The sequence below is a fragment of the Cryobacterium sp. PH31-L1 genome (assembly GCF_030063145.1).
Taxonomy (GTDB): domain Bacteria; phylum Actinomycetota; class Actinomycetes; order Actinomycetales; family Microbacteriaceae; genus Cryobacterium.
In genome coordinates this window covers 25482-49349 of the sequence record NZ_JASISM010000001.1, presented here as the reverse complement: position 1 = coordinate 49349, position 23868 = coordinate 25482, and the positions used below count along the sequence as shown (strand labels likewise).

At 63.2% G+C, this 23868-nt stretch carries 20 protein-coding genes and 1 tRNA gene; 4 read left to right on the top strand and 17 right to left on the bottom strand.

Going from position 1 to position 23868, the window contains the following annotated elements:
* Positions 1–532: 532 nt before the first annotated feature.
* Positions 533–1306 carry a hypothetical protein gene (locus tag QMF22_RS00260; RefSeq protein WP_283449107.1) on the bottom strand — a complete coding sequence of 258 codons (774 nt, stop codon included), beginning with the start codon at positions 1304–1306 and terminating at the stop codon, positions 533–535.
* On the bottom strand, positions 1303–1704 hold the full coding sequence (locus QMF22_RS00255; protein WP_283449104.1) for a mycothiol transferase: 402 nt from the start codon (positions 1702–1704) through the stop codon (positions 1303–1305). The genes QMF22_RS00260 and QMF22_RS00255 overlap by 4 nt, the downstream gene beginning before the upstream one ends.
* Positions 1705–1915: 211 nt before the next feature.
* Here QMF22_RS00255 and QMF22_RS00250 point away from each other — a divergent pair, with 211 nt between their 5' ends.
* Both QMF22_RS00250 and QMF22_RS00245 read left to right on the top strand, forming a co-directional pair.
* Positions 1916–2332, top strand: a complete 417-nt coding sequence (locus QMF22_RS00250; protein WP_349357057.1) for a GNAT family N-acetyltransferase — start codon at positions 1916–1918, stop codon at positions 2330–2332.
* 291 nt (positions 2333–2623) lie between these two features.
* Entirely contained in the window at positions 2624–3274 is a 651-nt protein-coding gene (locus QMF22_RS00245) for a DUF4232 domain-containing protein (protein ID WP_349357056.1), read from the top strand.
* 292 nt (positions 3275–3566) lie between these two features.
* Here the strand turns inward: QMF22_RS00245 and QMF22_RS00240 are convergent, their stop codons facing one another.
* Positions 3567–5489 carry a PAS domain-containing sensor histidine kinase gene (locus QMF22_RS00240; protein ID WP_283449101.1) on the bottom strand — a complete coding sequence of 641 codons (1923 nt, stop codon included), beginning with the start codon at positions 5487–5489 and terminating at the stop codon, positions 3567–3569.
* 280 nt (positions 5490–5769) lie between these two features.
* Positions 5770–5859: transfer RNA gene (locus tag QMF22_RS00235), tRNA-Ser, on the bottom strand.
* An 86-nt stretch (positions 5860–5945) separates the two neighbouring features.
* Between QMF22_RS00235 and QMF22_RS00230 the strand changes: the two genes are divergently transcribed.
* Positions 5946–6716 (top strand): SGNH/GDSL hydrolase family protein, encoded by a 771-nt coding sequence (locus tag QMF22_RS00230; RefSeq protein ID WP_283449099.1) that lies wholly within the window; start codon positions 5946–5948, stop codon positions 6714–6716.
* On the opposite strand, the gene QMF22_RS00225 is transcribed toward QMF22_RS00230, so the two are convergent.
* The 6 genes from QMF22_RS00225 to QMF22_RS00200 all read right to left on the bottom strand — a co-directional run bounded on the left by QMF22_RS00225 (position 6687) and on the right by QMF22_RS00200 (position 9696).
* On the bottom strand, positions 6687–7472 hold the full coding sequence (locus QMF22_RS00225; RefSeq protein ID WP_283449097.1) for a hypothetical protein: 786 nt from the start codon (positions 7470–7472) through the stop codon (positions 6687–6689). The genes QMF22_RS00230 and QMF22_RS00225 overlap by 30 nt on opposite strands.
* On the bottom strand, positions 7448–7846 hold the full coding sequence (locus QMF22_RS00220) for a hypothetical protein (RefSeq protein WP_283449095.1): 399 nt from the start codon (positions 7844–7846) through the stop codon (positions 7448–7450). The genes QMF22_RS00225 and QMF22_RS00220 overlap by 25 nt, the downstream gene beginning before the upstream one ends.
* A complete protein-coding gene (locus tag QMF22_RS00215; protein ID WP_283449093.1) occupies positions 7843–8058 on the bottom strand; it encodes a hypothetical protein in 216 nt (71 codons plus the stop codon). The genes QMF22_RS00220 and QMF22_RS00215 overlap by 4 nt, the downstream gene beginning before the upstream one ends.
* A gap of 535 nt (positions 8059–8593) precedes the next feature.
* A complete protein-coding gene (locus tag QMF22_RS00210) occupies positions 8594–9067 on the bottom strand; it encodes a hypothetical protein (protein WP_283449091.1) in 474 nt (157 codons plus the stop codon).
* On the bottom strand, positions 9031–9345 hold the full coding sequence (locus tag QMF22_RS00205; RefSeq protein ID WP_283449089.1) for a hypothetical protein: 315 nt from the start codon (positions 9343–9345) through the stop codon (positions 9031–9033). The genes QMF22_RS00210 and QMF22_RS00205 overlap by 37 nt, the downstream gene beginning before the upstream one ends.
* Before the next feature lie 78 nt (positions 9346–9423).
* Positions 9424–9696 carry a hypothetical protein gene (locus QMF22_RS00200; protein WP_283449087.1) on the bottom strand — a complete coding sequence of 91 codons (273 nt, stop codon included), beginning with the start codon at positions 9694–9696 and terminating at the stop codon, positions 9424–9426.
* A 189-nt stretch (positions 9697–9885) separates the two neighbouring features.
* Between QMF22_RS00200 and radA the strand changes: the two genes are divergently transcribed.
* Positions 9886–11247, top strand: a complete 1362-nt coding sequence (radA, locus tag QMF22_RS00195) for a DNA repair protein RadA (protein ID WP_283449084.1) — start codon at positions 9886–9888, stop codon at positions 11245–11247.
* Between the two features lie 58 nt (positions 11248–11305).
* Here the strand turns inward: radA and QMF22_RS00190 are convergent, their stop codons facing one another.
* The 7 genes from QMF22_RS00190 to cls form a co-directional block, all read right to left on the bottom strand.
* Positions 11306–11713 (bottom strand): dehydrogenase, encoded by a 408-nt coding sequence (locus QMF22_RS00190; protein WP_283449081.1) that lies wholly within the window; start codon positions 11711–11713, stop codon positions 11306–11308.
* Between the two features lie 146 nt (positions 11714–11859).
* Positions 11860–12507: a hypothetical protein gene (locus QMF22_RS00185; protein ID WP_283449079.1), complete on the bottom strand. Its 648-nt coding sequence runs from the start codon at positions 12505–12507 to the stop codon at positions 11860–11862.
* 123 nt (positions 12508–12630) lie between these two features.
* Entirely contained in the window at positions 12631–17370 is a 4740-nt protein-coding gene (locus QMF22_RS00180; protein WP_283449076.1) for an ExeM/NucH family extracellular endonuclease, read from the bottom strand.
* A 197-nt stretch (positions 17371–17567) separates the two neighbouring features.
* On the bottom strand, positions 17568–18083 hold the full coding sequence (locus QMF22_RS00175; protein WP_283449074.1) for an amino-acid N-acetyltransferase: 516 nt from the start codon (positions 18081–18083) through the stop codon (positions 17568–17570).
* Between the two features lie 112 nt (positions 18084–18195).
* Positions 18196–20721, bottom strand: coding sequence for an ATP-dependent Clp protease ATP-binding subunit (locus QMF22_RS00170; RefSeq protein WP_283449071.1), 2526 nt, complete (start codon positions 20719–20721; stop codon positions 18196–18198).
* A gap of 217 nt (positions 20722–20938) precedes the next feature.
* On the bottom strand, positions 20939–22285 hold the full coding sequence (locus QMF22_RS00165; RefSeq protein ID WP_283449069.1) for a DUF2254 domain-containing protein: 1347 nt from the start codon (positions 22283–22285) through the stop codon (positions 20939–20941).
* A 119-nt stretch (positions 22286–22404) separates the two neighbouring features.
* Positions 22405–23868, bottom strand: coding sequence for a cardiolipin synthase (cls, locus tag QMF22_RS00160; protein WP_283449065.1), 1464 nt, complete (start codon positions 23866–23868; stop codon positions 22405–22407).

The following is a 23868-nucleotide window of genomic DNA, read 5'->3' as shown; positions in this document are numbered from 1 at the left end:
ATGTTCTCCCGGAGCACATTTTCGGCAGCGAATGGATCTCGCTCCGGATCAGCGTGGCTCTCCAGCTCCCCGCTTCCGCAGAACACGCTCCCCAAATAGGGTCCGAGCGGTGTTGAACAAAAGTTCCTCATCGGACTCATGGTCGCAGGGGCCACCAATTCCCATCGCCACAGACAGCGTAGGGATCATCTGCGGCGGAGTAGGTATCCGAAGTTGCAGAGACCTCGACTCGGAGTACTGCGTCGTAGGCCGCGAGCTGCCAGTTGAATGGCGACGAAAGAAGCGTAGGCGCTTCCGGCCCGCTTGAACAATGCCTTACCCTCCACCTATGGCGTCCCGTAAGCCGAACGGCTTACGGGATGATGGCGGCGTGGTGGGTGCATCGCCGCATCACGACCACGACGCTTGTGGCACACGCAGCGCTCGACCGGTCTGGTTGGACACACCTTGGACTCTGACGTTGCACCCGCCTCGGCCTGTAGCGAGTTGAGATCACACGATTCCGTGTTGTTTAGGGACACCCCCGCCGGGTTCAGCGAGCCAGGGTGTCCATGAACAGCTCCAGGGCGCAGAGGATGACACTCATGATGACGAGCAGCCAGTTGGTGATGACCAGAAATAGCCGGATGCCGATAGATATCCGTGGCGTGTCGGCCGGCGCGGAACCGGGTGGCACGATGGGGTCAGCCTTATAGCAGTGGTGGAACTGGGCCCAGAGAGGTGGGGCGATGAGTAGCACGATCGCCGCGATGAAGACCGGTAGCGCGGGAACGCTGAACACGATCCGGTCCGCTGACCACAGGGATATCAGCACAAAAACCAGCGTAGTGACAAGCCCAACTGCCGCCCCCTCGATGAACGCTCTGACTTTCCCGTGCGAAACTATCCGCACGATGATGGTGGGAAGGAGTCGTGGCAGGAACGCAATAATCGCGAGCACTGCGATCGTAATCAGAACCACCCCGAGCCCGAACGTCACGTCTGTTTGATGCCTGAGCGGAACGACCGTCTCTACGAGCGCCATCAGCCCGAGCAGGCCGAGACCGCTGCGCAGGGTGGCACCCCACACCCCTTTTGTGACATCTGCAGTTGCCGGAAGCCTCAGCTCCGCGGCGTAGTAATGGGCGCTGCCGAAAGATTCTTCCGCTTGGGCCCCGGAGTCGGCCAGAAACTCGCGTGCGGTCGCCACGGCGTCGTCGTTCCGCGTTCCGTTCACGTCGAGCAGGCGCAGCTCGACGGTCAGGCCTTCCAGCCACTTCTCGTTCTCGGTTTCGCGGTCATGTGCGTCGCGAATATTGCTGGTCATGATGATTTGTCCGTCCCCCTGGTTAGTGCGGCGCTGCTTGTGGGTGTGTTGTCGAGGTGAGCCAGGATGCGCGCTTCGGCTGGGGTGTCTGCTCGGGCAGACTCCCACTCCCAATCCGGTTCTGCTTCCCAGTCCACCGAGGCCCAGGGCTCTCGGCGTGGCTCGTCATGGAGCCATCGCCCGAACCAGTCGTCCTCCACGTAGGCCAAGTGCTTCATCAGCCCGGCGAGAGTCATGTTGCTCGGAGGCAGGCGGTGCGAGAGTTGAGCGGCCGTGAGGTTGGCGCTCTTCCATGCGAAAGTCGCTCGCTGGTAGTCGAGGAACCCGGTTAAGGTTTCCCATTCGTTGCCGTCCAGGGGTGGCTTTGAGCGGCCGTGCTCATCGAGGTCTAGCGTCATAAGGAAAACCTTAAAGCAGAGGACAGACGTGGACTTCGACGCCGGGGAAGGATTCGACCAGACCGCCGTGCGCGTGGTGCCAGCGACTGCTGAGCAGTGGCCACGACTGGGGCACGTCTTCGGACCTCGAAGGAAAGACCCAAACTCATGCTGGTGCCAACGATTTCTTCGGCACGAGGAGCCCGACAATCGGAGCGCGCTAAGACGTGAAGTGCAGGAAGCCGAGGTCCCGATCGGGTTGGTGGCCTACCTCAACGACGACGTCGTCGGCTGGACGCGCGTCGTACCGCGCTCGACGCTGCCGGGAATCATCGAGAACCGCGCACTCGCCAGGATCCTTGACGACGATCCCGACGCGTGGTGGGTGTCCTGCTTTGTAGTGCGCCGCGAATACCGAGGGAAGGGCATCGGAGCTGCGCTGCTCGACGCCGCAGTGGACTGGGCAGCGCAGCATGGTGCCTCCACACTCGAAGGCCACCCCGTCGACACCTGCGGTCCCGCCAGCACCCCGTCGCCATCAGCGATCTTCACTGGAACACTTGCCATGTTCCAGCGAGCCGGGTTCACCGAGATCGGGCGCACCTATCCAACCCGACCAGTGATGAGACGAAAGCTTCTGCACCGTTAGCCGCACCTCCAACGGGAATAGCCGCGCCGAGGCTGGGCGCCGCAGCACGCCTGAGCAAATTTATCGCGTTAACCCTGCCCGTAAGGAAATCCCGCATGCGTCTTACTGCATACAAATTCGAGGCTCTGGCCGTCTTTTAACCATGGGTTATATGGGCCACTAAGGTTCCGAGACACGTTACGGTGGTCGTGGATAGCGTCTGCGACTGTGAGAGGCGTGCATCCGCGCGCAGGGGTGCGATTTTGCTCGTACCACTTGACCTCATCGTCCCTAGTCGCAGAGCGCAGGTACATGCATCAATGGACACCACGACAACCGGGGGAAATTTTGAAGAAAACTTCTGCACTCTGCGCTGGACTAACCGTCATCTTCTTCTTGACGGGCTGCTCTGGCCAGATGAGCGGTGCGGCAGCGACTCCGCCCCCTTCGCCCTCTAGTACCGGTCAGCCTTCGGCTTCCCCGTCGGCTTTCCCTTCGCCAGAAACGCCTGGTCCGGCGGAGTCCGAGTCCGCCGGAGCCGCTGAATGTGACGGGAACAGCCTCGATATCTCGATCGCCGCACAGCCGATGGCCAGCGGAGCAGGTTCGTTCTACTCCGAGATCACGTTTACTAACACCAGCAGCGACACCTGTCTGGTCGAGGGACCGCCTTCCATCTTCAACCTCGCAGACAGCGCTACGGCGGCGGTCCTCGGCAAGCGCGCAGCAGACAGCGGGCTGATAGAAGTGGTGCCACTTGCTCCTGGGGCGTCTGCCTACAGCACCATCCACTTCACCAATGCCGGAGCCTACGACTGTGAAACCGCCGTCGCCGATGTGGCCTACGTGAGTCCGCCCAATTGGGATTCATCGCGGACCATCGCGCTGGAAAGTCCCGTCACCGTATGCAACACACCCGCTACCTACAACGTGTCGTGGATCAGCGCGACCAGTCTTTTCTGATCAAAACGCATAGGCAGCGACGCTCAGCCGCCGATGCAATCGCCACTGCCGCTGTAGCAGGGGCGATAGTCCGGGGTGACGGTCGCCGCTGGAGGATCAGGACGCCAATCGATCAGTGGGACCGACACTAACAACGCCACACCCACGGTTAGGATCACAGCCACGCTCGCGATCAGCACAAGGCCGCCGCGGTGCCGCACGAGCGCTCGCACGAGCAGTCCGACTTGGATGGCAATTGTCAGCCCTTCTTCGCCGCTGTCCCGTCTGCCGGATCGATAGCACTGGCGGTGAATTAGTCCGAAGCCGCGCCGTCCTCGTCGCTTGCATCGTCCAGAGCTGCGCGCTCCGTCGCCACAACTTTGGCCACCGTCGGGCTGTTCTCCCCTGCACCCGGCAGGATGCTGGAATCGGTCGAAGCCTGTACCGAGGCGGAAGTATCCGTGCCCCGGGGCGCTGTGGCGGTTTTCTCGATTTTCGAGTTCGGATCGGACCAGGCCGGAGCTTCACTGTCGGTCGGGCCGAGTGGGATCCACACGGCGAAGCTGGATCCTGCTCCCTCCTCGCTAGCGACGGCGACGGCGCCGCCTTGAAGCTCCACGATCTGCTTCACCGTGGCCAGCCCAAGGCCGGTTCCCTCGAATTTTCTCCCCAGGGTGCTGTCGAGTTGACTGAAAGCGAGAAAGAGTTTCGACATGTTTTCGGCGGAGATCCCAATGCCCGAGTCGTCGACGCGAATTTGCAAAAATTGGTCGACATCACTGTGCGGCAGGGGAAAATCATGCACCGGCCGTTTACCGACGATCTTGCCGACCCTCGGTCGGGCGACGCGCTTCGCCGACAGCGTGACCGTCCCGTGGTCGGGGGTGAATTTCACCGCGTTGGAGAGCAGGTTGTACACGATCTGATTAGTCTTACGACGGTCGAGCAGTGGAGTCCCAAGGCTATCCGTGCCGTCGAAGGTGAGGGTGAGATCATGAGCCACAGCCTCCTCGCGAACGATCGTTAAGCTCGCATCCAGCAGGGAGTGCACATCGACGGGTTCCAGTTCAATGTCCATCATTCCCGCTTCGACCTTGGAAAGATCGAGGATGTCGTTGATCAGGTCGAGGAGGTGCTGTCCACTGGAGTAGATATCGCCGATGTACTCCTGTTGCGACTCGGTCAGATCCCCGACGTGTCCGTCTTTAAGAGCTTCGGAAAAGCCAATGATGGCGTTTAGCGGGGTACGAAGTTCGTGGGACATCGTGGCGAGAAATTCGCTCTTCAAACGACTAGCTCGTTCCGAATCACTGTTGGTTTTCTGGAGAGCGCGCTCGATGCGTTTGCGTTCGGTGATATCGCGGGCCGAAGCGAAAACTCCCTGAACGACCCGCTCCCGATCGTAAAAAGTGGCGGCGTTGTACGACACGTCGGTTTCGGCACCGTCCCGGGCTCGCACGGTGAGTTCGTAGTCGTTGACTCTTTTTTCGGTCAGTGCGCGTTTAATGGCGTTGTCTGCCCGGCCGGGATCGGTGAAGAAATTGCGGCACGGGGCGCCAACAAGCTCGTCTCGCGTTCGCCCCGTCAGCTCGATCATTTGCTGATTAACGTCGGAAATCATTCCATGAGTGTCGGTCATCATGAGAGCTTCAATGTTGGATTCGATGAGCGATCGAGTATAAAACTGTTGGTCACGCAGTCGTTGGTCGAGCGCCGACTGCGAGGCCGCTGCCTCATCGCGTGCCGTATTGTCCGTGTTGATGAGCAAATAGCCGATAGTTTCTTCGTCGCTGTTTCGAAGCGCCGACACCGACACTGTCGAGGGAAAGCGGCTTCCGTCCTTGCGGATGCTCATCAACTCGTAAATATCCTCGATTCCCCGACTTGCTTTGTACACCATCGCATCAAAGCCGGGTCGAATCTCGCGACCGAATTCCGCACTCAACTCCTCCGCGCGAGCGATTAGTTCTTCCGGATCGTGCATGTCTCCCGGCATAACTCTATTCACCACGTCCTTGGCTGTGTAGCCAAGTAGGTGCTGCGCGCCCACATTGAAAACCTGGATAATGCCCTCGGTGTCCGTGGCAATGCTGGCGAAGGTAGCAGTGTTGAAGATGGCATCTTGCAAGCTGACGGCCTGTTCCATCAACTTTTTATCGGCCAGGTCCTTCTGAGCGTCCGAATCCATATCGTTCGTCCGCGTTGATGCCTCCGGGTCTTTCACCTTGCGCGACAAAGCGTCATCCGTTCCTCCGACTCGAGTCATCCTGCACGCACTCCCTAACCTGTAGAGCAAAATAAACGAACAGGCATGACACGTCCTCCACGAATGACCGCGACCGGATGACGCACCAATCACAGGAAAGCCTGACCTGAAACGAAGATTACTCACAACTTTTATATCACGCGACTGAGTCGAGGCCGAATATCCGGGCAAAATGTGGGCATAACGGCCATCCGGGCAAAACGAAACCCCCTACTCCCCAGTGAAACACTGGGATGTAGGGGGTTTTTCGTGGCGGTACCGGTGGGATTTGAACCCACGGTGGAGTCTCCCCCACACGACTTTTCGAGAGTCGCACCTTCGGCCGCTCGGACACGGTACCGCCGTCGATTCTAGTAGAGACTGGGGTTCGATGCGAATCGGCAAACGTGCAGCCGACACACGGATGCCGCGGAGTAGCCTCAGTGGGTGCGCGAATCAACCCCCAGCATCCGCTCTTTAGTCGCTACCGGAGTTGCCGTCCTCGCGACCGGTATTGTGCTTGGCACGACTTGGTTTCGCCGCTACCTCGCACGGCAGAAGGCCCTTCTCAACGAAACTCTGCCGGTGCATTCGGCCTGGTGGCGCGACAACGCCAAGCACCCGGGCGAGTTGCTCTACGTGGCGATCGGCGACAGTGCGGCCCAGGGCATCGGGGCTTCCAGCCCGAACAGGAGCTACGTCGGCGTGCTCGCCGATCACGTGCGGCTGGTCACCGGTCAGACCGTGCGTGTGGTGAACCTCAGCGTGTCGGGTGCGACGGTGACTTTGGCGGTGCGCGACCAGCTCCCCCGCTTCGCCAAGCTTGAGCCCGACCTAGTGACGGTCGCGATCGGAGCCAACGACATCGCCCAGTGGAACCCCACACCCTTCGAAGCGGGCATTCGCACCATTTTCGCCGCGCTGCCGCCGCACACTCTCGTCGCCGACCTGCCGTGCTTTCACCTTCCCCACAACGAGGTCAAGGTGGCAGAGGCCAACGAGATCATTCGACGCGTCGCCGACGAACACGAACTGACCGTGGTCCCGCTGCACTCGACCACCAAACGGGCCGGCTTCCGCAGCATCCTGACCCACGTCGCCAAAGACTTGTTTCACCCCAACGACCGCGGCTACCGTTCCTGGGCCGAGGCATTCCTGCCAGCGATCAGCGCGGATGCCGCGCGGGTGTCAGCGCATCAGGGAGTGGCAGCAACCTAACTCGCTCACTCCTGCGCAGCGACAGAATCGGCGTTCCCCATTGGAGTCTCCAGCTCCCATGACCCCGACAATACAATATTGTCCATCAAGGTGAGCAGTGTCAGCCAGGTCAACGTGCGGGCTGGAAAAAGCGATCAGGCACAAGCCGCGATGGTCGGGAAACTCAATCCAGTAGTCAACGATGAGAAGCGGAAGGTCTGGCGTGCCCACGTCGGCCGACGCGCTCGTGACCCTGCTGTGCCTCACGAGTGGACCCGCCTGGGTGAGGGCGCTGAGAAGTTTCGCCTCGGGTGCCAGCCGTTCGCTCAGCCGCTTGGCCATACTGTCGAGATGGGTGCGGCCTCCCTGGGCCGGCCCGAGGTGCTGCCAGTACAACACAACATTCAGCGCGAGCGCCCCGGTGCGGTTGCGCTGCAACAGGTAGGCCATGAATTCGGCTCCGCCGGCAGCCGCACGAATGCAGGTTTCGGTGAGCCAGCGGGCGAGTTCTCGTCGCAACACCGGCGCCACCGGCAGCCCCTTCAGCTGGCGATTGACGAGTTGCTTGACACTCGCGTCTCGTGCGGCGGCATCGTCGAGAGCGATCGAAAACAAGTCCCCGGAAAGCGGCAAGTCGAAGCCGGTGACCCGCGACAGGGCCGGGTTTCCATCGCTTCGGAATTCTGACGGATGCGTATCGCCGGCAACCCAGGCCGCCTCATCATCCCCGGGTTGCGGCTCCAATGCGGCGATCACGTCGGCAACGGAGGCCGACATTGTGTGCGGGCGGGATCAAATACGACCGCGTTGAGAAAATCGGCATGCTGGATCAGAAACGGTACGAGTGCTGCACCGCGCTGCAGGGCGAACTCGCGGTCGGAAATGTTGCTGATGAATTCTGCGAATGTCTCGGTCGAGGAGAACAGACAGAGGTTGAAGCGTGGCGCGCCGGCTGGGGCGTCCGCGGCGGCGAACACCCGGGTCTCGAGCGCCCCGGCTGTACTTCGCAGCAACGGCACGACGACAAAGTCGAGGCGCAGCGCTCGACCGATGGCCTCGTCATCCTGATTCTCAAGGGCGACGGCCAAATGCGCCGACCCGACCTCGGTCGTGGCAGCGACGACAATGCCGTCCGGCAGCTCATTCGTCATGACAAATTCTCCGCATCAATCTCTTCCTTTGACCCTATCCGCACCGTGCACAGCGCCTCGCGACGGCCAAGCAGTGCGTCCTCGGTCACGTCGACTTCGTTCTCGCGGGCGCCAACGGGAAACAACTCGAACCGGTCTGTGATCGGCGTCGGATTCGCCAGCACGAGACTGGCATTTGGCCACCCCGGCGGAGTTTTGAGCGCCGCGAACATGTGCAGGAACGGGGGTCTCGCTTGAGAAGATTAATGGGAAAAGTACCGAACGACCCGCTCAGGTCCTGCGCCCACTGCGCCGCCGCAAAATCGCCGGCATAGGCCGCATCGGTGAGCCACGGCGTCGCGGTGCGACGTTCAGCGTAGATTTGGTTAGCATCCGCTTGCAGCTTGCCGGCCCGGGCGGCGTCAGCGACAAATTCCAACTCGGCTAACGCCCCGATCGAGCCTTGCCTCATGATTTCCGCACGAGCGTTCGCCGGCGACTCCGATCCGTCAACCGCGTAAACGGCCGCTGAAACCATCCAGCTCTCCGGGTCGGAACGATCGGCCACGGCGCGCGCACGAGCCTGGGCAAACAGGTACGTCGAGGGGAGGCTGGAATCCACGCTCGCGTTGCGCAGAAAGACCCCGCGATTCCAGCCACCGATACGAGCGGATGCCTGCAGCCCGCGCGCGACAAAATGGCCCGGCTCGCCCCACACCCCCACGTCGTACGGGTACGCCAACTGCGCAACCGTGCCTCGCCCCACGCTCATGGAACAACGAACGGCAGGTCGTTCAGCACTGTAATTCCGCCCTGGGCATCCCACGGGATGCGATACTCCGGCGCACCGCCGAGATTTCCTTCATATGGCAAGCCGTGGCGGACCGTCTGCACGGCCTCGGCGTCGTCGAGACGCGCAACGACCACACGACTCATACCGTTGTCATCGGGAAGGCTCATCTGCATTCGCGGATTACTCAGCCCCAGCACATCGACCGGGCTCCACGAGCCTCCAGTGGCGTTGGCCTTGCCACCATGGGCACGCCAAATCGTCTGCCCATTCACGGGCGGGGTAACTGGAGTGCGCATGTCAGCAGCCCACTGTTTCCAATCGACAGGACGCAACCGCAGGGACTGCTTGACCGTGATCTGCTGCCCCACCTTCATGGTGACTTTCTCTGCCATGAGCACGCGTCCGACAACTTTCACCACTGCCCCCATACCGATGAAGGACAGCGCCACCCCGGCGATGATTCGTCTGCCGTCTCTTGGGCGACACGAGCGCTTTCCAGCGCGGACTGCGACTCCTGCTGTGCGGATTCCAACTGGGGCGCATAGTCGAGCAACGCCTGACCAACGGCTCGGTAGCGCCGCGCGGCCTGCAAAAGATTGTCGGCGACCGAGTTCGCGGTCTCCTGCAGCGCTTCGACCGCCTCCGAGACCACGCTGCCCCCGGCGTCGAGGTTGCGCAGGCGCCGCTCAGCACTCAGGATCGCGTCGGCCACCTCCAGATAGGACAACCCGCCGCTCTGCACGATCCCCGGTTCCCCCCGGAACCGGGTCGGAGCCCAAGTTGACCGGTGTCCAGTCGATCGGCCTCATTGCGCCACGCTCCCCGTGGACGTCGCCGCAATCGCGGTCGGAACTTCAATCGACTTCGCCAGTTGGTTGTCGACTTCCTCAAAGGTGTCCGCGCAGCCAGCCGCGCCTTCTGCGAGAAACGCAATCGAGCCGACCATCTCGGAACGACGGTCGTCCCAACCGTGAGCAAAGTCCGTCACAGCGTCGGCCAGCCCGGAATGCCCAACGGCCGCCGCAATCGTGTCACTTCGCGTGTTCGCATTGTTGAATTCCTGCCCGACAATGGTCAATTCGTCACTCAGCCCCCTCAAAGACTGGGTGCTGACACATAGGTCGGCCACTGTCCCTCTTTCTCCCCCCTGCGGGTGCGTTCTGTTCAGATACGGTCGGGCCTGACGTTCTGCGACCGCAACGGCCGGTTCGGGCTGTCGATTGCTGCCGCAGAGCTCACTGTCGGTGGCCCCAACTAGGCTCAAAACATGGCAAAATCAGTCTCCTCTTTCCGCTGCTCCGAGTGCGGCTGGACCACCCTGAAATGGGCGGGCCGCTGCGGCGAATGCCAGCAGTGGGGCACCGTCATCGATGCCGGCCAGACGGCCGGCCTCACCCGCAAACTCAAGGCCATCACGCTCGACGACGACGGCATCGCACGCCCCATCACCCACGTTGAAACGGATGCCGCCGCTCACTGGCCGACCGGCATCAACGAATTCGACCGTGTGCTCGGCGGCGGGATCGTGCCCGGCTCGGTGATCCTGCTCAGCGGTGAGCCCGGCGTCGGCAAGTCCACACTGCTGCTCGAAGTCGCATCCAAGGCAGCGGCAGCGAAGAGCCGCGTGCTCTATGTCAGCGCCGAAGAGTCGGTGAGCCAGGTGCGCCTGCGCGCCGAACGCACCAACGCGCTCGAACCCGAGCTATACATTGCTGCCGAAACCGATCTCGGAGTCATTCTCGGGCAGATCGACGCGGTCAAGCCCGACCTCATCATCATCGACTCGGTGCAAACCGTGTCGAGTGCGCTCTCCGACGGTTCGCCGGGCATGCCCAGCCAGGTGCGGGAGGTCGCATCCACTCTGATTCGGGTCGCCAAAGATCGCGGTCTGCCGGTGCTGCTCGTCGGTCACGTCACCAAAGACGGTTCGATCGCCGGTCCGCGGGTGCTCGAGCACCTGGTCGACGTGGTCTGCCAGTTCGAGGGTGACCGGCAGACCTCGCTGCGGTTCATTCGGGCGCTGAAGAACCGGTTCGGGCCTACCGACGAGGTCGGCTGCTTCGAGATGACCGGCGACGGTATCGCCGAAGTGCCCGACCCCAGCGGGCTGTTCCTGAGCCGGGCCACCGAACCGGTCGACGGCACGTGCGTGACCGTCGCGTTGGAAGGCCGTCGGGCGATGCCGGTCGAGGTGCAGGCGCTCGTCACCGACACCCAGGCACCGAATCCCCGCCGGGTCACGAGCGGCGTGGACTCCGCCCGCGTCGCCATGCTGCTCGCGGTTTTGCAGGAGCGCGCGGGAATGAACCTCTCCACCAAGGATGTGTACGTGTCGACGGTTGGCGGCATCCGTTTGAGTGAACCGGCCGCCGACCTGGCGATCGCGCTGGCCATCGCTTCAGCGTTCACCGGGCTCGCCGTGGCGCACAATGTGGTCGCCTTCGGCGAGATCAGCCTGGCCGGCGAGGTACGCGGAGCACTCATGTCGAAGCAGCGAGTGAACGAGGCCGTGCGCCTCGGCTTCACGACCCAGATTGACGCCGCCTGCGGGTCGATCCACGCGGCGGTCGCCCTGGCACTCGGCACCACCCGCAAACCGCGCGACGCCGAACTCGATCGGGCCTTCTAGCCCCGGCCGCCGCAGCGGGCTCAGCTGCTCCGCGGGACGTTCCCGGCGTGCCGTTCGCTTAGTCGGCGTCGCTGTGGCCGAGCTCAGGGCTCAGGGCCTTCAGCAGGTCGGCCGGGGCGGCCTGCATCACGTTGGGTCCGGCAATGTCGAAGAAGACCATCTCCAGGGTCGAGGCGTGCACGGTGAGAAACTCCCGCAGCCACTTGCCGTCGCAGACCATGACCTGCGGGTCCACGTCGTCGGGAACCACGCGCACGTAGTTCTCCGCGGCGGAGAAGAGCAGCAGCATCCGCTTGTCTGAGCCTTCGCGGCCGAACACGCGCACCTGGGCCGCCTCGCCGTTGACCACGAGTTGCGGCACGATCATGTAGTCATTGCGCAGCGCATAGGCGACGGCGACGACGTCTTGCGCTGCCAGTGCGGCGGCGAGCGCCTCGGAACGGGTGTTGGCAGTCGTATCGGTCACCCATTCATTCAATCAGGCGAGGCTCCAGACGCCCAGCTGGCAGCGCACGCCACGAGCGAACGGATGCCCGCTCGCCCCCGCGCCGCGCAGAACGGATCTGCTGAATTGGACACCGAGCCACGTGCCAGCCGGTCGACCGACTGGCCTTAGTTCAGGATCATCAGGGCCGGGTCGGCCGCCTCGATGCCGTCCACGGTCACGTGCAGGTAGTACGAAGCTCCGCCGGCCGGAACCGCGGTGCGGGTTTCGGCCTGGCAGGTGTCGACGGACGAGCGGGTGCGATCCCAGGTGATCGGTGTCGCCAGCGGCATGACCACACCGGGTTTGAGGGTGACCTGGCTATCGATCGGGTTGGTCTGGCAGTCGGTGGAGGTCCAGTAGACGTCCTGCCCGCTCATCACGGTGAAAACCTGCTTGGCATTGCCGGCGTTGATCACACAGTCGGTGGTTCCGATATTGGTCAGGCTCAGCGACAGCTGCGGCAGAACGCCGGAGGCATAGTTGGTAGCGTCCGTGACGGCCGCGACCTGCACCGCGGACGGGTCGCAGGCCGCGCCGTCGACGGCGGTGGCCACCTCGGGGATGGTGGTGGCGGCATCCGTCGGCGTGGCCGACTCGGTCGTGTCGGCCGCGGGCGTTTTCGGGGAGTCCCCGTCGCCCTTGCTCACGCCCGGTTGCACGATGATGAGAAACAGAATGACGAGCACGGCGAGCAGGCCGAGCCCCACTACGAAACGCCGGCGCCGGTACACCTTGCTGGACTGGCGGCCGACCGGTTGCTTGATCGTCGACATGCCCCAAGGTTATTGAAGTTCAGTGGCAGAACTCGGTAATGGTGTGCGTGTCGGCGGTAATTGCTGCCGGAATGACCCGCCCGCAACCGAATGATTGCGAGCGGGCGCTCCGGTTCCGGCGACTTAGTGGTGCCCGTGCTTGGGCGGCTGGGGCGCCTTCCTTGCCTTGTCGATCCTCACGTCGGACCAGCCGATCACGTCGCCGCCCGCGTTTTGCGCGGACACGCTGTACTTTCCATGCTTGATGTCATCGGCAAGCGGGACACTCACGATTCCCTCGGCGCTTACAAGCAACCAGCCCCCCAGGTTGTCGGCCTTCTTGTTGGAGTATGACCACACCGACACGTACTCGCCGGCGTGCTTCGTGCCGACTTCGACAACAACCGTGTCACCGGCCCTGTAAGAGTTCTTGTCGGTGTCGACCACGTTTTTGAGCTTCTTGCTCAGTTCCTTCTCGGGGGCCGCGGTTGGCGCGTTCCCCGGTTCTGCACTCACGGCAACCGCCACGGCGAGCCGCACGATCGTGCCAGACTCCGCTGCGGTCATCTCGAGCATGCTGTTCTCCACGGCATCCGCCGGCACGGTGACGGTGACAATGGCCGTACCAGTCGAGTCAACGGATGCCGACCCCACGTCGGAGCCCGACCAGGTCAGCGCGAGCTGCGTGTTCTTCGGAGCACCGAGGGAAGTGAGGTTGAGGCTGCCGACCGTGAAGGTGACGGTGCCACCCGGGGTCACAGCGCCGGTCGGTTCGCCGGTGATCGAGGCCTGGTTGGCCTTGAACGACGGTGACAGCGGGCTGTTGCCCTGGATATAGGAGATCCAGGCGTCCCGGTCGACGAGACCGGAGTCCCGCGTGTCGGTTCCATTCTTGAATTCGCGGAAGTTGTCACCACCGGTGAGCAGGAAGTTGAACGAACCGATGCGGTAGGACTGCGCCGGGTCGATCTGTGCGCCGTCGATCCAGATGCCCGTCACGCGCTCACCCGCTGCGCGGCTGGCATCGAAGGTGTAGTTCACGTTGTCGCTCAGACCGAGCTGCAGAAACGGACGGCTCGGAATCGTGCCGTCGGCGTTCGTCTGCCACTGCTCCTCGAGAACGGTCTTGAACTGCGCGCCGGTGAGGCTCGTGGTCCACAGGTTGTTCAGGAACGGCAACACCGCGTTCGCCTCGGCGTAGGTCACGACGCCGTCGGGAGCGAGCGAGAGGTCCGACCGCATGCCGCCGGGGTTGACGACGCCGATCTCGGCTCCGCCGATCGTGGCGTCTGACAGGGATGCGCGCAGCGAGTTCGCCACGAGGGTGCCCATCGTGGAAGGAGCCATGCGGTCTTCGGCGCACGGAGCCACACCGCCGATGCAGGCCCGGGTGATGTCGCCGGTGACCGATCCCACCGGCACGTTGCCCTGGATCGCGGCCTCGGCCAGTGCGGCGTTCGTGATGGTCTGCACCTCGGCTGCGCGCGGGTAGGCGGCCACGAGGTCGGTGTCGGCTGTAGTGGTGCGGGCCACGTTGCGGTTTTTCACCGTGGTCGTGTCACCGGAGGCGATGTCGTAGCTGAGCACGACCTGCCCAATGTTCTCGCCGTAGCTGCCCGTCTGCAGCACCGGGCGGGTCACGCCGTCGGCTGCTCCGGGCACCTGTGCGTTCCAGGCGTACTGCTTGTGCGTGTGACCGGTGAAGATCGCGTCGACCTCCGCCGACGTGTTATTCACGATGGCGGCGAAGGCGCCACCCGCGGCGAGCTCCTGCTCAAGGGTTGCACCATCGGGGATTCCCGCGCCGGCCCCCTCGTGGTACTCGGCGATGAGGACATCCGCTTCACCGTTCGACGGGTCGCCATCGGTGAGCTGGGCGGCAACACGGTTGACGGCGGCGACGGGGTCACCGAAGCTGAGGCTGGCGATTCCATTGGGTGAAACGAGCGCCGGGGTTTCCTGAGTGACCGCGCCGATCACGCCGACCTGGACGCCGGCCACATCGATGATGGCGTATTCCTGCATCGCGGGAGTCTCAGTGCCCACGTTATAGACGTTGGCGCCGAGGTAGTCGAAGTCGGCCGCGTCGGCGACTCGACCCGTGAGGTCGCTGAACCCCTGGTCGAATTCGTGGTTTCCCACGCCAGATGCCGCGAGGTTGAGTGCATTCAGCACATCAATCGTTGGCTGGTCCAGCTGCGAAGACGAGGCGAAGAGCGAGGCGCCGATATTGTCGCCGTCCGAGAGGAACAGCGAGTTCGCGTCGCCGTACTCGGCTCGCAGCTGCTCAATGGTTCCGGCGAACTTGACGGTATTGGCGTCGATACGTCCGTGGAAGTCATTAATGTTGAGCAGGTTGAGTTTCACGGACGTGGGCACTGACAGGTTCAGTCCGAGTACGACCGGGTCGTGGTCCGAGGAACGGTACGCGTCTGCAACGTAGAAGTCGGTCACGTTGTTGTTGTATCGGCTGTATTCGAGGGCGACGGACTCGACCGAGTTGATGTTCCAGACGTCGACGGCGTGGACCGTGACATCCGCTTCGGGAGAGGCGAAGACGTGGTCGAGCGAGCCGACCGTACCGCCGAACGCGTAGGTGTACTCGCCACTCTTGTTGCCCTGATTGATGTAGCCGGCTTCGAGCAACACCTGGATGGGGTCTTCAAGGTCGTAGGCGTTGAAATCGCCGGTGAGAAAGACCCGATCGATGCCGGAATCGGCTTTGACTTGGTCGGCGAAGGCCACGAGCGCGGTGGCCTGCTCGACGCGGGTCGGGTTGGAAGCGCCCTGACCGTCGCCCTGGTCAGCGTCGTCCCCGGTGCCGGATCCCTTCGACTTGAAGTGGTTCACGATGGCGAGAAAGCTCGACTCGTCGTCCCCGACCAGCTGGAATGCTTGGGCGAGTGGCTCACGTGCGCGGCCATTGAAGGCGCCGGATTCGGTGAGAATGACCGATTCCCCCACCGTTTCAACAGCGGCGGGCTTGTAGATGAACGCCGTGCGAATCACGTCTTCGCTGGTGGGAAGCGCCGCCGGCGAAGCGACGAAAGCCCACACGTCGGTGCCGGCAGCCGCGTTGAGCGCCGCGGTCAGGTTGGCGAGGGCGTCGTCGCGGTCCTTTCCAAATGCTGCAGAGTTCTCGATCTCCTCGAGCGACACCACGTCGGCGTCGAGGGAGTTGATCGCCGAGACGATCTTGGCTTGCTGGCGTTCGAAACTGATCTGGGTTGCGGCGCCGCGGGCGTCGCAACCACCGCTCACCGTGGTCGGCACTCCGGCCCGGTCGTTGTAGTAGTTACAGCCGTCGAGCGAGTCCCCCGTGGTCGAGAAGTAGTTCAGCACATTGAAACTCGCCAAGCGGATGTCACCGCCCACGTCCTCCGGCGCAGTCGTGCGAGTATCGGCGAAGGTCGCCGGCTGCACCGTCGCTGCATTGGACGACACGAGTGCCGTCGTTGGCTGAAACTTCCAGACGTCATTGCGGAAGTCGAAAATGACCGGCGACAGGAAGGACACCGCTGCGGCGATGCGCACCGGTGCGCTGGTCGACAGGTACGGAATCGGGCTGCCTTGGTTCGCGGTAGCCAGGTAGTTCGTCGTTGCGCCGTCATCGAGGGTGACGGCTCGGCCGGCATTCTCGGCGAGGGCCGTTGCATATTCGGCCGAGCCGGGCAGCGCCGTCACACTCGGGTTCACCAGCGGCGTCGTACCGGCGGCGAGGCCGATCTCGGCGTACCGGTTGGTCGTGTAGTTGTTGGTGACGGTGAAGTCACCCTGCGGGGCGAGCAGCATACCCTCGAGGCTTTCGCGCTGTTCGGCGCTGGCTGGCAAGGCCACAGCGACCGGGGTCGGGGCGACCACGTCAGTGGTGGAGAGCTGAGTGACGTCGGCGGCGGTGCCGAAGGTGACCTCGGTCATTCCGAAGAATTCCACGACCGTTCCGACTACCTGCACATGATCGCCGATCTGAACGTTGGCGGTGGCCGTGCTGGAGTACGCGAATACTCCCTGCGAGGCGGTGTGGCTGGCAGAGTTCAGCTCGCCGCCGGTTCCGGCGGTCTGCAGGTAGAACCCGTCGAAACCTCCGGTCGGGTAGGCCGCTGTGACGACGCCCGAGGTCTTCACGACTGTTCCGGCGAGCGGGCTCCTGTCGGTCGTTCCCTGAATCGCGTCGATCGCGGTCACTTCGTCGGGGACTGGGGTCGGGTCGGGGTCTGGCTCGGGTTCGACCGGTGTGCCCGTGTCTCCGGCGGCGTTGGTCGGCGTCGGAGTTGACGCGGTGAAGTCGGCGGCGTTGACGTCGGTGTCCACATATGCTGTGCGGTTGACCGACGCGGTCACGGATGCCGCGGTGGCGGCCGTTCCCTCAAAGGTGTTCGAGCTGCCGTAGCCGATCAGATCCAGAATCTCGGCCTGGCTGGTCAGCGAACCGGTGGCTGGAGTTGTGAGTGCCGTCGACTGGTTGGCGAAGAAGATCGTTCCGGAGCCAGCGGCGAAAGAGGTGCCGAAAGAAGCATCCGGTGCCGGCAGCGCAGCGCCGTTGGCCGCGTTCGAACTGCCCTGCACGAGGTAGTAGCCGCCGGCAGCAATAGTGCCAGTCAGGGCGACGACGCCGGTCGGGTTCGAGGTTCCGCCCGAGGAACGGTACTGGATGGAGGTGCCGTCGAGCGACACATCGGCGTCGCTGGGGTTGTAGAGCTCGACGAACTTATTTAGGTAGGTTGCGCCCGAACTTCCCCCGTTCAGGTAGGCCTCGTTGATGATTACCCCGGTGCCGACAGTGTTGGCGTTGGCCGGTACGGCGATGATCGGGGCAGCCGCGAGGCTCACCCCAAGAAGTGTGGCGAAAACCAGCCTGGAACGGCTGCGTACGGCGGATGACATGGATCTCCTCATTCATAGAATGATGCAGGTGTCATTGCGCCCGAGGTCGTGCTTGTCGAAAGTTCCCCCGGCCCACGGCCTGCAGGTGCAATAGTTCGCAGCCTAGCGACGGCCCGTGTCCGGGGGGTTAACTCCGCGTATTTTGCTCCTATGAGCAGCGCTTTAAGCCGTGATCGGGCCGATCGCGCCCACATTCGTTAGTTCAGGCGCTTCACCATGCGGGTGTTGCCGAGCGTGTTCGGCTTCACCCGGGCCAAGTCGAGGAACTCGGCGACGCCCTCGTCGGGCGAGCGCACGAGCTCGGCGTACACGGCCGGATCTACGGTTTCGGTGCCCATATCGCTGAACCCGTTGCGGGTAAAGAAGCCCACCTCGAAAGTGAGGCAGAACAGGCGGCTGAGGCCGAGGTCGCGGGCATCCGCTTCGAGGCGCTGCATCATGGTGTAGCCGATCCCGCGGCCGAGCCACGCGGCGTCGACCGCGAGAGTGCGCACTTCGCCGAGGTCCTCCCACATGACGTGCAGTGCGCCGCAGCCGATCAGCGTGCCGGACGAGTCCACGGCCACCCGAAATTCTTGCACGGCCTCGTAGAACACGACACGGTCCTTGCCGAGCAGAATGCGCTGCTGCACGAGGGGCTCGACGAGCGCTTCGATGCCGGGCACGTCGCTGGTGCGAGCACGGCGCACCGTGTATCTCGTTTCCAATTTCACTCCCCTAGTCTATTGACGGCACCACCACCCCCCGTTTCTCCCGCGAGAGCGCAAAAAGTGCCCTAATGGAAGTCCATTGGGGCACTTTTTGCACTCTCGCGAGCTGGTAGAACTAGTCGCTAGTTATAGCCAGGTCGGGAGTGGCCGGACCTGTTCCCACGGCGGCCGCCGTGTTCACGCCGACGCCGACCGGGTCAACCCGGGTCGTCGTGGTGAAGACGTACGCACCGTCGATGTAGTCCACGTGCACGTGGTCGCCAGCGTTGAGCTCGCCCTGCAGGATTTTCTCCGACAGGCGGTCCTCCACCTCGCGTTGAATCGCGCGACGCAGCGGACGAGCACCGAGCGTCGGGTCGAAACCGACCTCGATCAGGTGTTCCTTCGCCGGAACGGTGACCTCGACGGTCATGTCCCGGTCGAGAAGGCGCACGCCGAGACGCTTGATGAACAGGTCGACGATCTGCAGCAGCTCGGGCTTGGTCAGCTGCGGGAACACGATGATCTCGTCTACGCGGTTGAGGAACTCGGGCTTGAAGTGCTTCTTCAGCTCGTCTTTTACCTTGCCGGCCATGCGCTCGTACCCGGTGGTGGTGTCGCCTTCCAGCTGGAAGCCGACTGGTCCGCCCGAGATGTCCTTGGTACCGAGGTTGGTGGTCATGATGATGACGGTGTTCTTGAAGTCGACGACGCGACCCTGGCCATCCGTCAACCGGCCCTCTTCCAGAATCTGGAGCAGGGAGTTGAAGATGTCGGGGTGAGCCTTCTCGATCTCGTCGAAGAGCACCACGGAGAACGGCTTACGCCGCACCTTTTCGGTGAGCTGGCCGCCCTCTTCGAAGCCGACGAATCCGGGAGGCGCACCGAACAGGCGCGACACGGTGTGCTTCTCGCCGTACTCACTCATGTCGAGCGAGATCATGGCGGCTTCGTCGTCGAACAAGAACTCGGCGAGCGCCTTGGCGAGCTCGGTCTTGCCGACACCGGTGGGGCCAGCGAAGACGAAGGATCCGGAGGGACGCTTCGGGTCCTTCAGGCCAGCCCGGGTGCGACGGATGGTCTTGGCGAGCGCCGAGATGGCCTCTTCCTGACCGATGACGCGCTGGTGCAGTGCCTTCTCCATGAAGACGAGCCGCGAGGACTCCTCCTCGGTGAGCTTGAATACCGGGATGCCGGTGGCCTGGGCGAGGACTTCGGCGATCAGGCCTTCGTCAACGACCGCGGTGGTCTTGACGTCGCCCGACTTCCACTTCTTTTCGAGGCGCAGACGCTCGCCGAGGAGGTTCTTCTCCTCGTCGCGCAGGCCGGCGGCCTTCTCGAAGTCCTGCTCTTCAATGGCGAGCTCCTTGGCGGCGCGTACCACGGCGATCTTCTCGTCGAATTCGCGCAGCTCCGGCGGCGACGACAGAATCGACAGGCGCAGGCGGGCGCCGGCCTCATCGATCAGGTCGATGGCCTTGTCGGGCAGGAACCGGTCGGAGACGTAGCGGTCGGCGAGGTTCGCCGCGGCCACGAGGGCACCGTCGGTGATGGACACCTTGTGGTGCGCTTCGTAGCGGTCGCGCAGTCCCTTGAGGATGTTGATGGTGTGCGGCAGCGACGGCTCGTTCACTTGGATGGGCTGGAAGCGGCGTTCGAGGGCAGCGTCTTTCTCGAAGTGCTTGCGGTACTCATCGAGGGTGGTCGCACCGATGGTCTGCAGCTCACCGCGAGCGAGCAACGGCTTCAAAATGGATGCTGCGTCGATCGCGCCCTCGGCGGCTCCCGCACCCACCAGGGTGTGGATCTCGTCGATGAAGACGATGATGTCACCGCGGGTGCGGATCTCCTTGGTGACCTTCTTCAGGCGCTCTTCAAAGTCACCGCGGTAACGACTGCCGGCGATGAGCGAGCCGAGGTCGAGCGAGTAGAGCTGCTTGTCCTTCAGCGTCTCGGGCACATCACCCTTGACGATGGCCTGGGCGAGGCCCTCGACGACGGCGGTCTTGCCGACGCCGGGCTCACCGATCAGCACCGGGTTGTTCTTGGTGCGGCGCGAGAGGATCTGCATGACCCGCTCGATTTCTTTCTCGCGCCCGATGACCGGGTCGAGTTTGTTATCGCGGGCCATCTGGGTGAGGTTGCGACCGAACTGGTCGAGCACCTGGCTACCGGCCGTGTTGGCCGCCTGCTCGTTGGCACCGACCGCCACCTGCTCCTTGCCCTGATAACCGGAGAGGAGCTGGATGACCTGCTGGCGAACGCGGTTGAGGTCGGCACCGAGCTTCACGAGAACCTGGGCGGCGACGCCCTCGCCCTCCCGAATGAGGCCGAGCAGAATGTGCTCGGTCCCGATGTAGTTGTGGCCGAGCTGCAGCGCTTCGCGCAGGCTCAGCTCGAGAACCTTCTTCGCCCGGGGCGTGAAGGGGATGTGGCCGGTGGGCTGCTGCTGCCCCTGGCCGATGATGTCCTGAACCTGCTCGCGCACGGCATCCAGCGAGATGCCGAGGCTCTCGAGGGCCTTCGCGGCGACGCCTTCACCCTCGTGAATCAGCCCGAGCAGAATGTGCTCGGTGCCGATGTAGTTGTGGTTGAGCATCTTGGCCTCTTCCTGGGCCAAAACGACGACGCGACGAGCTCGGTCGGTAAATCTCTCAAACATATGATCGCTCCCTTGGCGCCAGGGCAGTTGGTGCCGTTACATCGAGAGTAACCAGCCTGCGACGCTCGCGGGCGTTTGTTCGCCGTAGGCGTTATGGGCTGCCTACTGCACCGCAGCAGCAGTCACGCCTTGTTTTATAGGAACAGCGTGACGGATGCTGGGCTCGGCCCCGGCGCGCGGCCGCCGCCAGCGCACAACGAGGCGCACTCCCTCTGCCTCAGCGCGCCGGCCAGGAACCGGAGCCGGCTGCTGCCGCAGCCTCACACTCGCTCTGCAGCCGCCGTTTCTCATCGTCCGAGAGATCGGCCGCCGCGATCGCGATCCGTGCCGCGGCGACTTTGGTCTTGACCGCGCTGCTGTGTGGACCGGGTCCAACCACCCAACTCAGTTCACGCAGCATCCGCACGACGCGTTCCGCGGTTCTCGGGTCATCCATCGCATACCGGATCACTTGGCGCATCACTTGATCCAGCAAGTTCTCAAACGTCGGATAGTTCAGGATGACCCGTGGCCGGTCTTGCTCGTCGACGTAGAGCTTCGGACCGGTGTGGCGGGCGGCAAGCGTGCAGAGCACTGCCGAGATGTGCCCGAGGGCGTGGACGGCCGTTGTCGGATCGTTGATTCCCGGTGAGAGCGCGCGACTGGCGACGTCGAGCAGCTGCTGAAGGCCGAAGCCAGCGTCCCAGGTGGATGTTCGCTCGAATCCCTTCGCCAGGCTGTCCGTGAGCCCACCGCTCAGATCGGTCACCCGCTGGCCGTCCAGCGCATGGCCGTCAGCCGGCCAGGCCCGCGCAAACGGTACTCCGGAGATGAGCGAATCCCCGGGCATGGCATCGATGACAACGAGGGTGTCCGTTTCCACCGCGGCCGCACAGGCCGCTTTGGCGTCGATGCCCAGCAGAAACCCGGAGACGGCGCTGTTGATCAGCACGGCTCCCGGCCTTGAACCGGACAGCTCGGCCGGCCTGGGGTTCTCATCCCGGGGAAAGATTCGTTCGATGGCCTGGTCTGCCTCGTCGTGGACATCCCGCATCATGGTCTCAACACGAATCTGAGTCGCCAGATGGTCCAGGAAAAACACCAGGACGATCACGCTAGCCAGCGTCAACCCGAATCCGACCGTGATCGCGATCCTCGGCACGAAACCGTCTCCCTCACTCGTCTCCGCCCGGATGCTCCGCAGCACCGTGAGCGAGAATACGAACGTCGCGAGAAAAAGCGCCAGCGTGTTGTGCACGAAAGCGTCACGGGAGAAGGTACGCAACAGGCGGGGGGAGAATTGGCTGCTCGCCAGCTGCAGGGTTACCACCGTGAGTGAAAACGTCAGCGATGTGACGGTGACCAGGGAGCCAGCAATTGTTTGCATCACCGCCTGGGCCGCCGTGGGCCCTCCACCGAACAGAAAGCCCGCCACGACTGCCGGCAGGTGGTCCTCCAACTGGCGGTCGACGTAGGGCACCAACTGCCCCAGAATCATGGCCCCCAGGGTCGCAACCAGGGGCACGGGCCAGAGTTGGGTGCGCAGGGACTCTCTCAGGTTGCCGCCGCCGGTCGGAGGGCTCATGTCAAGCCGCCCGGGTCAGTGACACGATCAAACCGCAGGGAGTGCGAATCATGCATTGAACCCTAGCGCTCCCTGGGCTGCATGGGGGGCGCGGCGTGAAACGTTCCGCCCCACCGCCGCTACTGCACCGCAGACGTGAGCCGGGCGAGGTTGTCGAGGATAGTGGAACGCAAGGGCTGCTTGCGCCATTCCTCGAGGGTGAGCTCGCGGCTGTTACGTCGGTTCTCGTCTTCCATGGCGCGCAGGTTGCGCACGAACGACCGGCCGCGCACCATGAGCGATACCTCCATGTTGAGGCTGAACGAGCGCTGGTCCATGTTACTGGAGCCGACGACGGCCACCTCGTCATCAATCGTGAAGTGCTTCGCGTGCAGAATATACGGTGCCTTGTACATATAGATGTGCACGCCAGCGGTCAATAGCTCCTCGTAGTAGGAGCGCTGGGCGTGATAGACCACGGCCTGGTCGCCGATTTCCGACACGAACAGTTCCACGTGCAGCCCACGCTGTACGGCGGTCGTGATGGCATACATGATGGATTCGTCTGGCACGAAATACGGGCTCGTGATGATGATGCGATCCTGCGCGTAGTAGAGCAGCGCTAGGAACAGGCGCAGATTGTTCTCGCCCTTGAACCCGGGGCCGCTCGGCACGACCTGGCAGTCGAGGGCATCCGTGACCGGCCGTGGATGCACCGGCTCGATGTCTCGGGTGAGCAGTTCGTTGGTTTCGCTGTACCAGTCGGTGATGAATATGGCGTTGAGTCCCGACACGATCGGGCCCTCCAGCCGGGTCATAAAGTCTTTCCACATCAATCCGCGACGAATGTTTTTTCGCATGTTGTAGGTGCGGTCGATGATGTTCTGCGACCCCATGAATCCGACCGTGCCGTCGACGATGAGCAGCTTGCGATGGTTGCGCAGGTCGGGGCGCTGCCATTTGCCCTTGAACGGCTGCACCGGCAGCATCAACTGCCACGGAATACCAGCGTCCGTCAGTCGTTTCTTGGTCTGTCGAAAGCCTGGCTTTCGCATCGACTGAATGTGGTCCATGAGCACCCGCACGCTGACGCCGCGTTTGTGCGCGTTCTCGAGGGCGTCGAAGAAGGGCCCAGTGGTGTGATCGAGGGAAAGAATATAGAACTCGACGTGCACATATTTTTTGGCCAGGTTGATGTCGGCGATCATAGTGTCGAACGCCACCGCGTATTCGTTGATCAGGCTGGCCGTGTTGTCGCCGACGAGCGGCATCGCCCCGAGGTTGCGGTTGAGTTCGACGACCGATTCGAGCCAGCTTGGCCATGGATGCTCGCGGCTCACCAAGTCCATTCCCTCGGTGCTGTTGAGGATGAACTGGTTGATTTCGTCCTGCATCAGCCGGCGCTTCTTGGGCAGGGTGCGGTAGCCGATCAGCAGAAAGAGCAGCACGCCGAGGTAGGGGATGAAGAAGATGGTCAGCAACCAGGCCATGCCCGACATCGGGCGGCGATTGCGCGGGACCACGATGATGGCCACGACGCGCACGGAGAAGTCGACGATCAGGGCCAGCAGAACGGTGATGGTCGGGCCGTCAATGCCGAACAT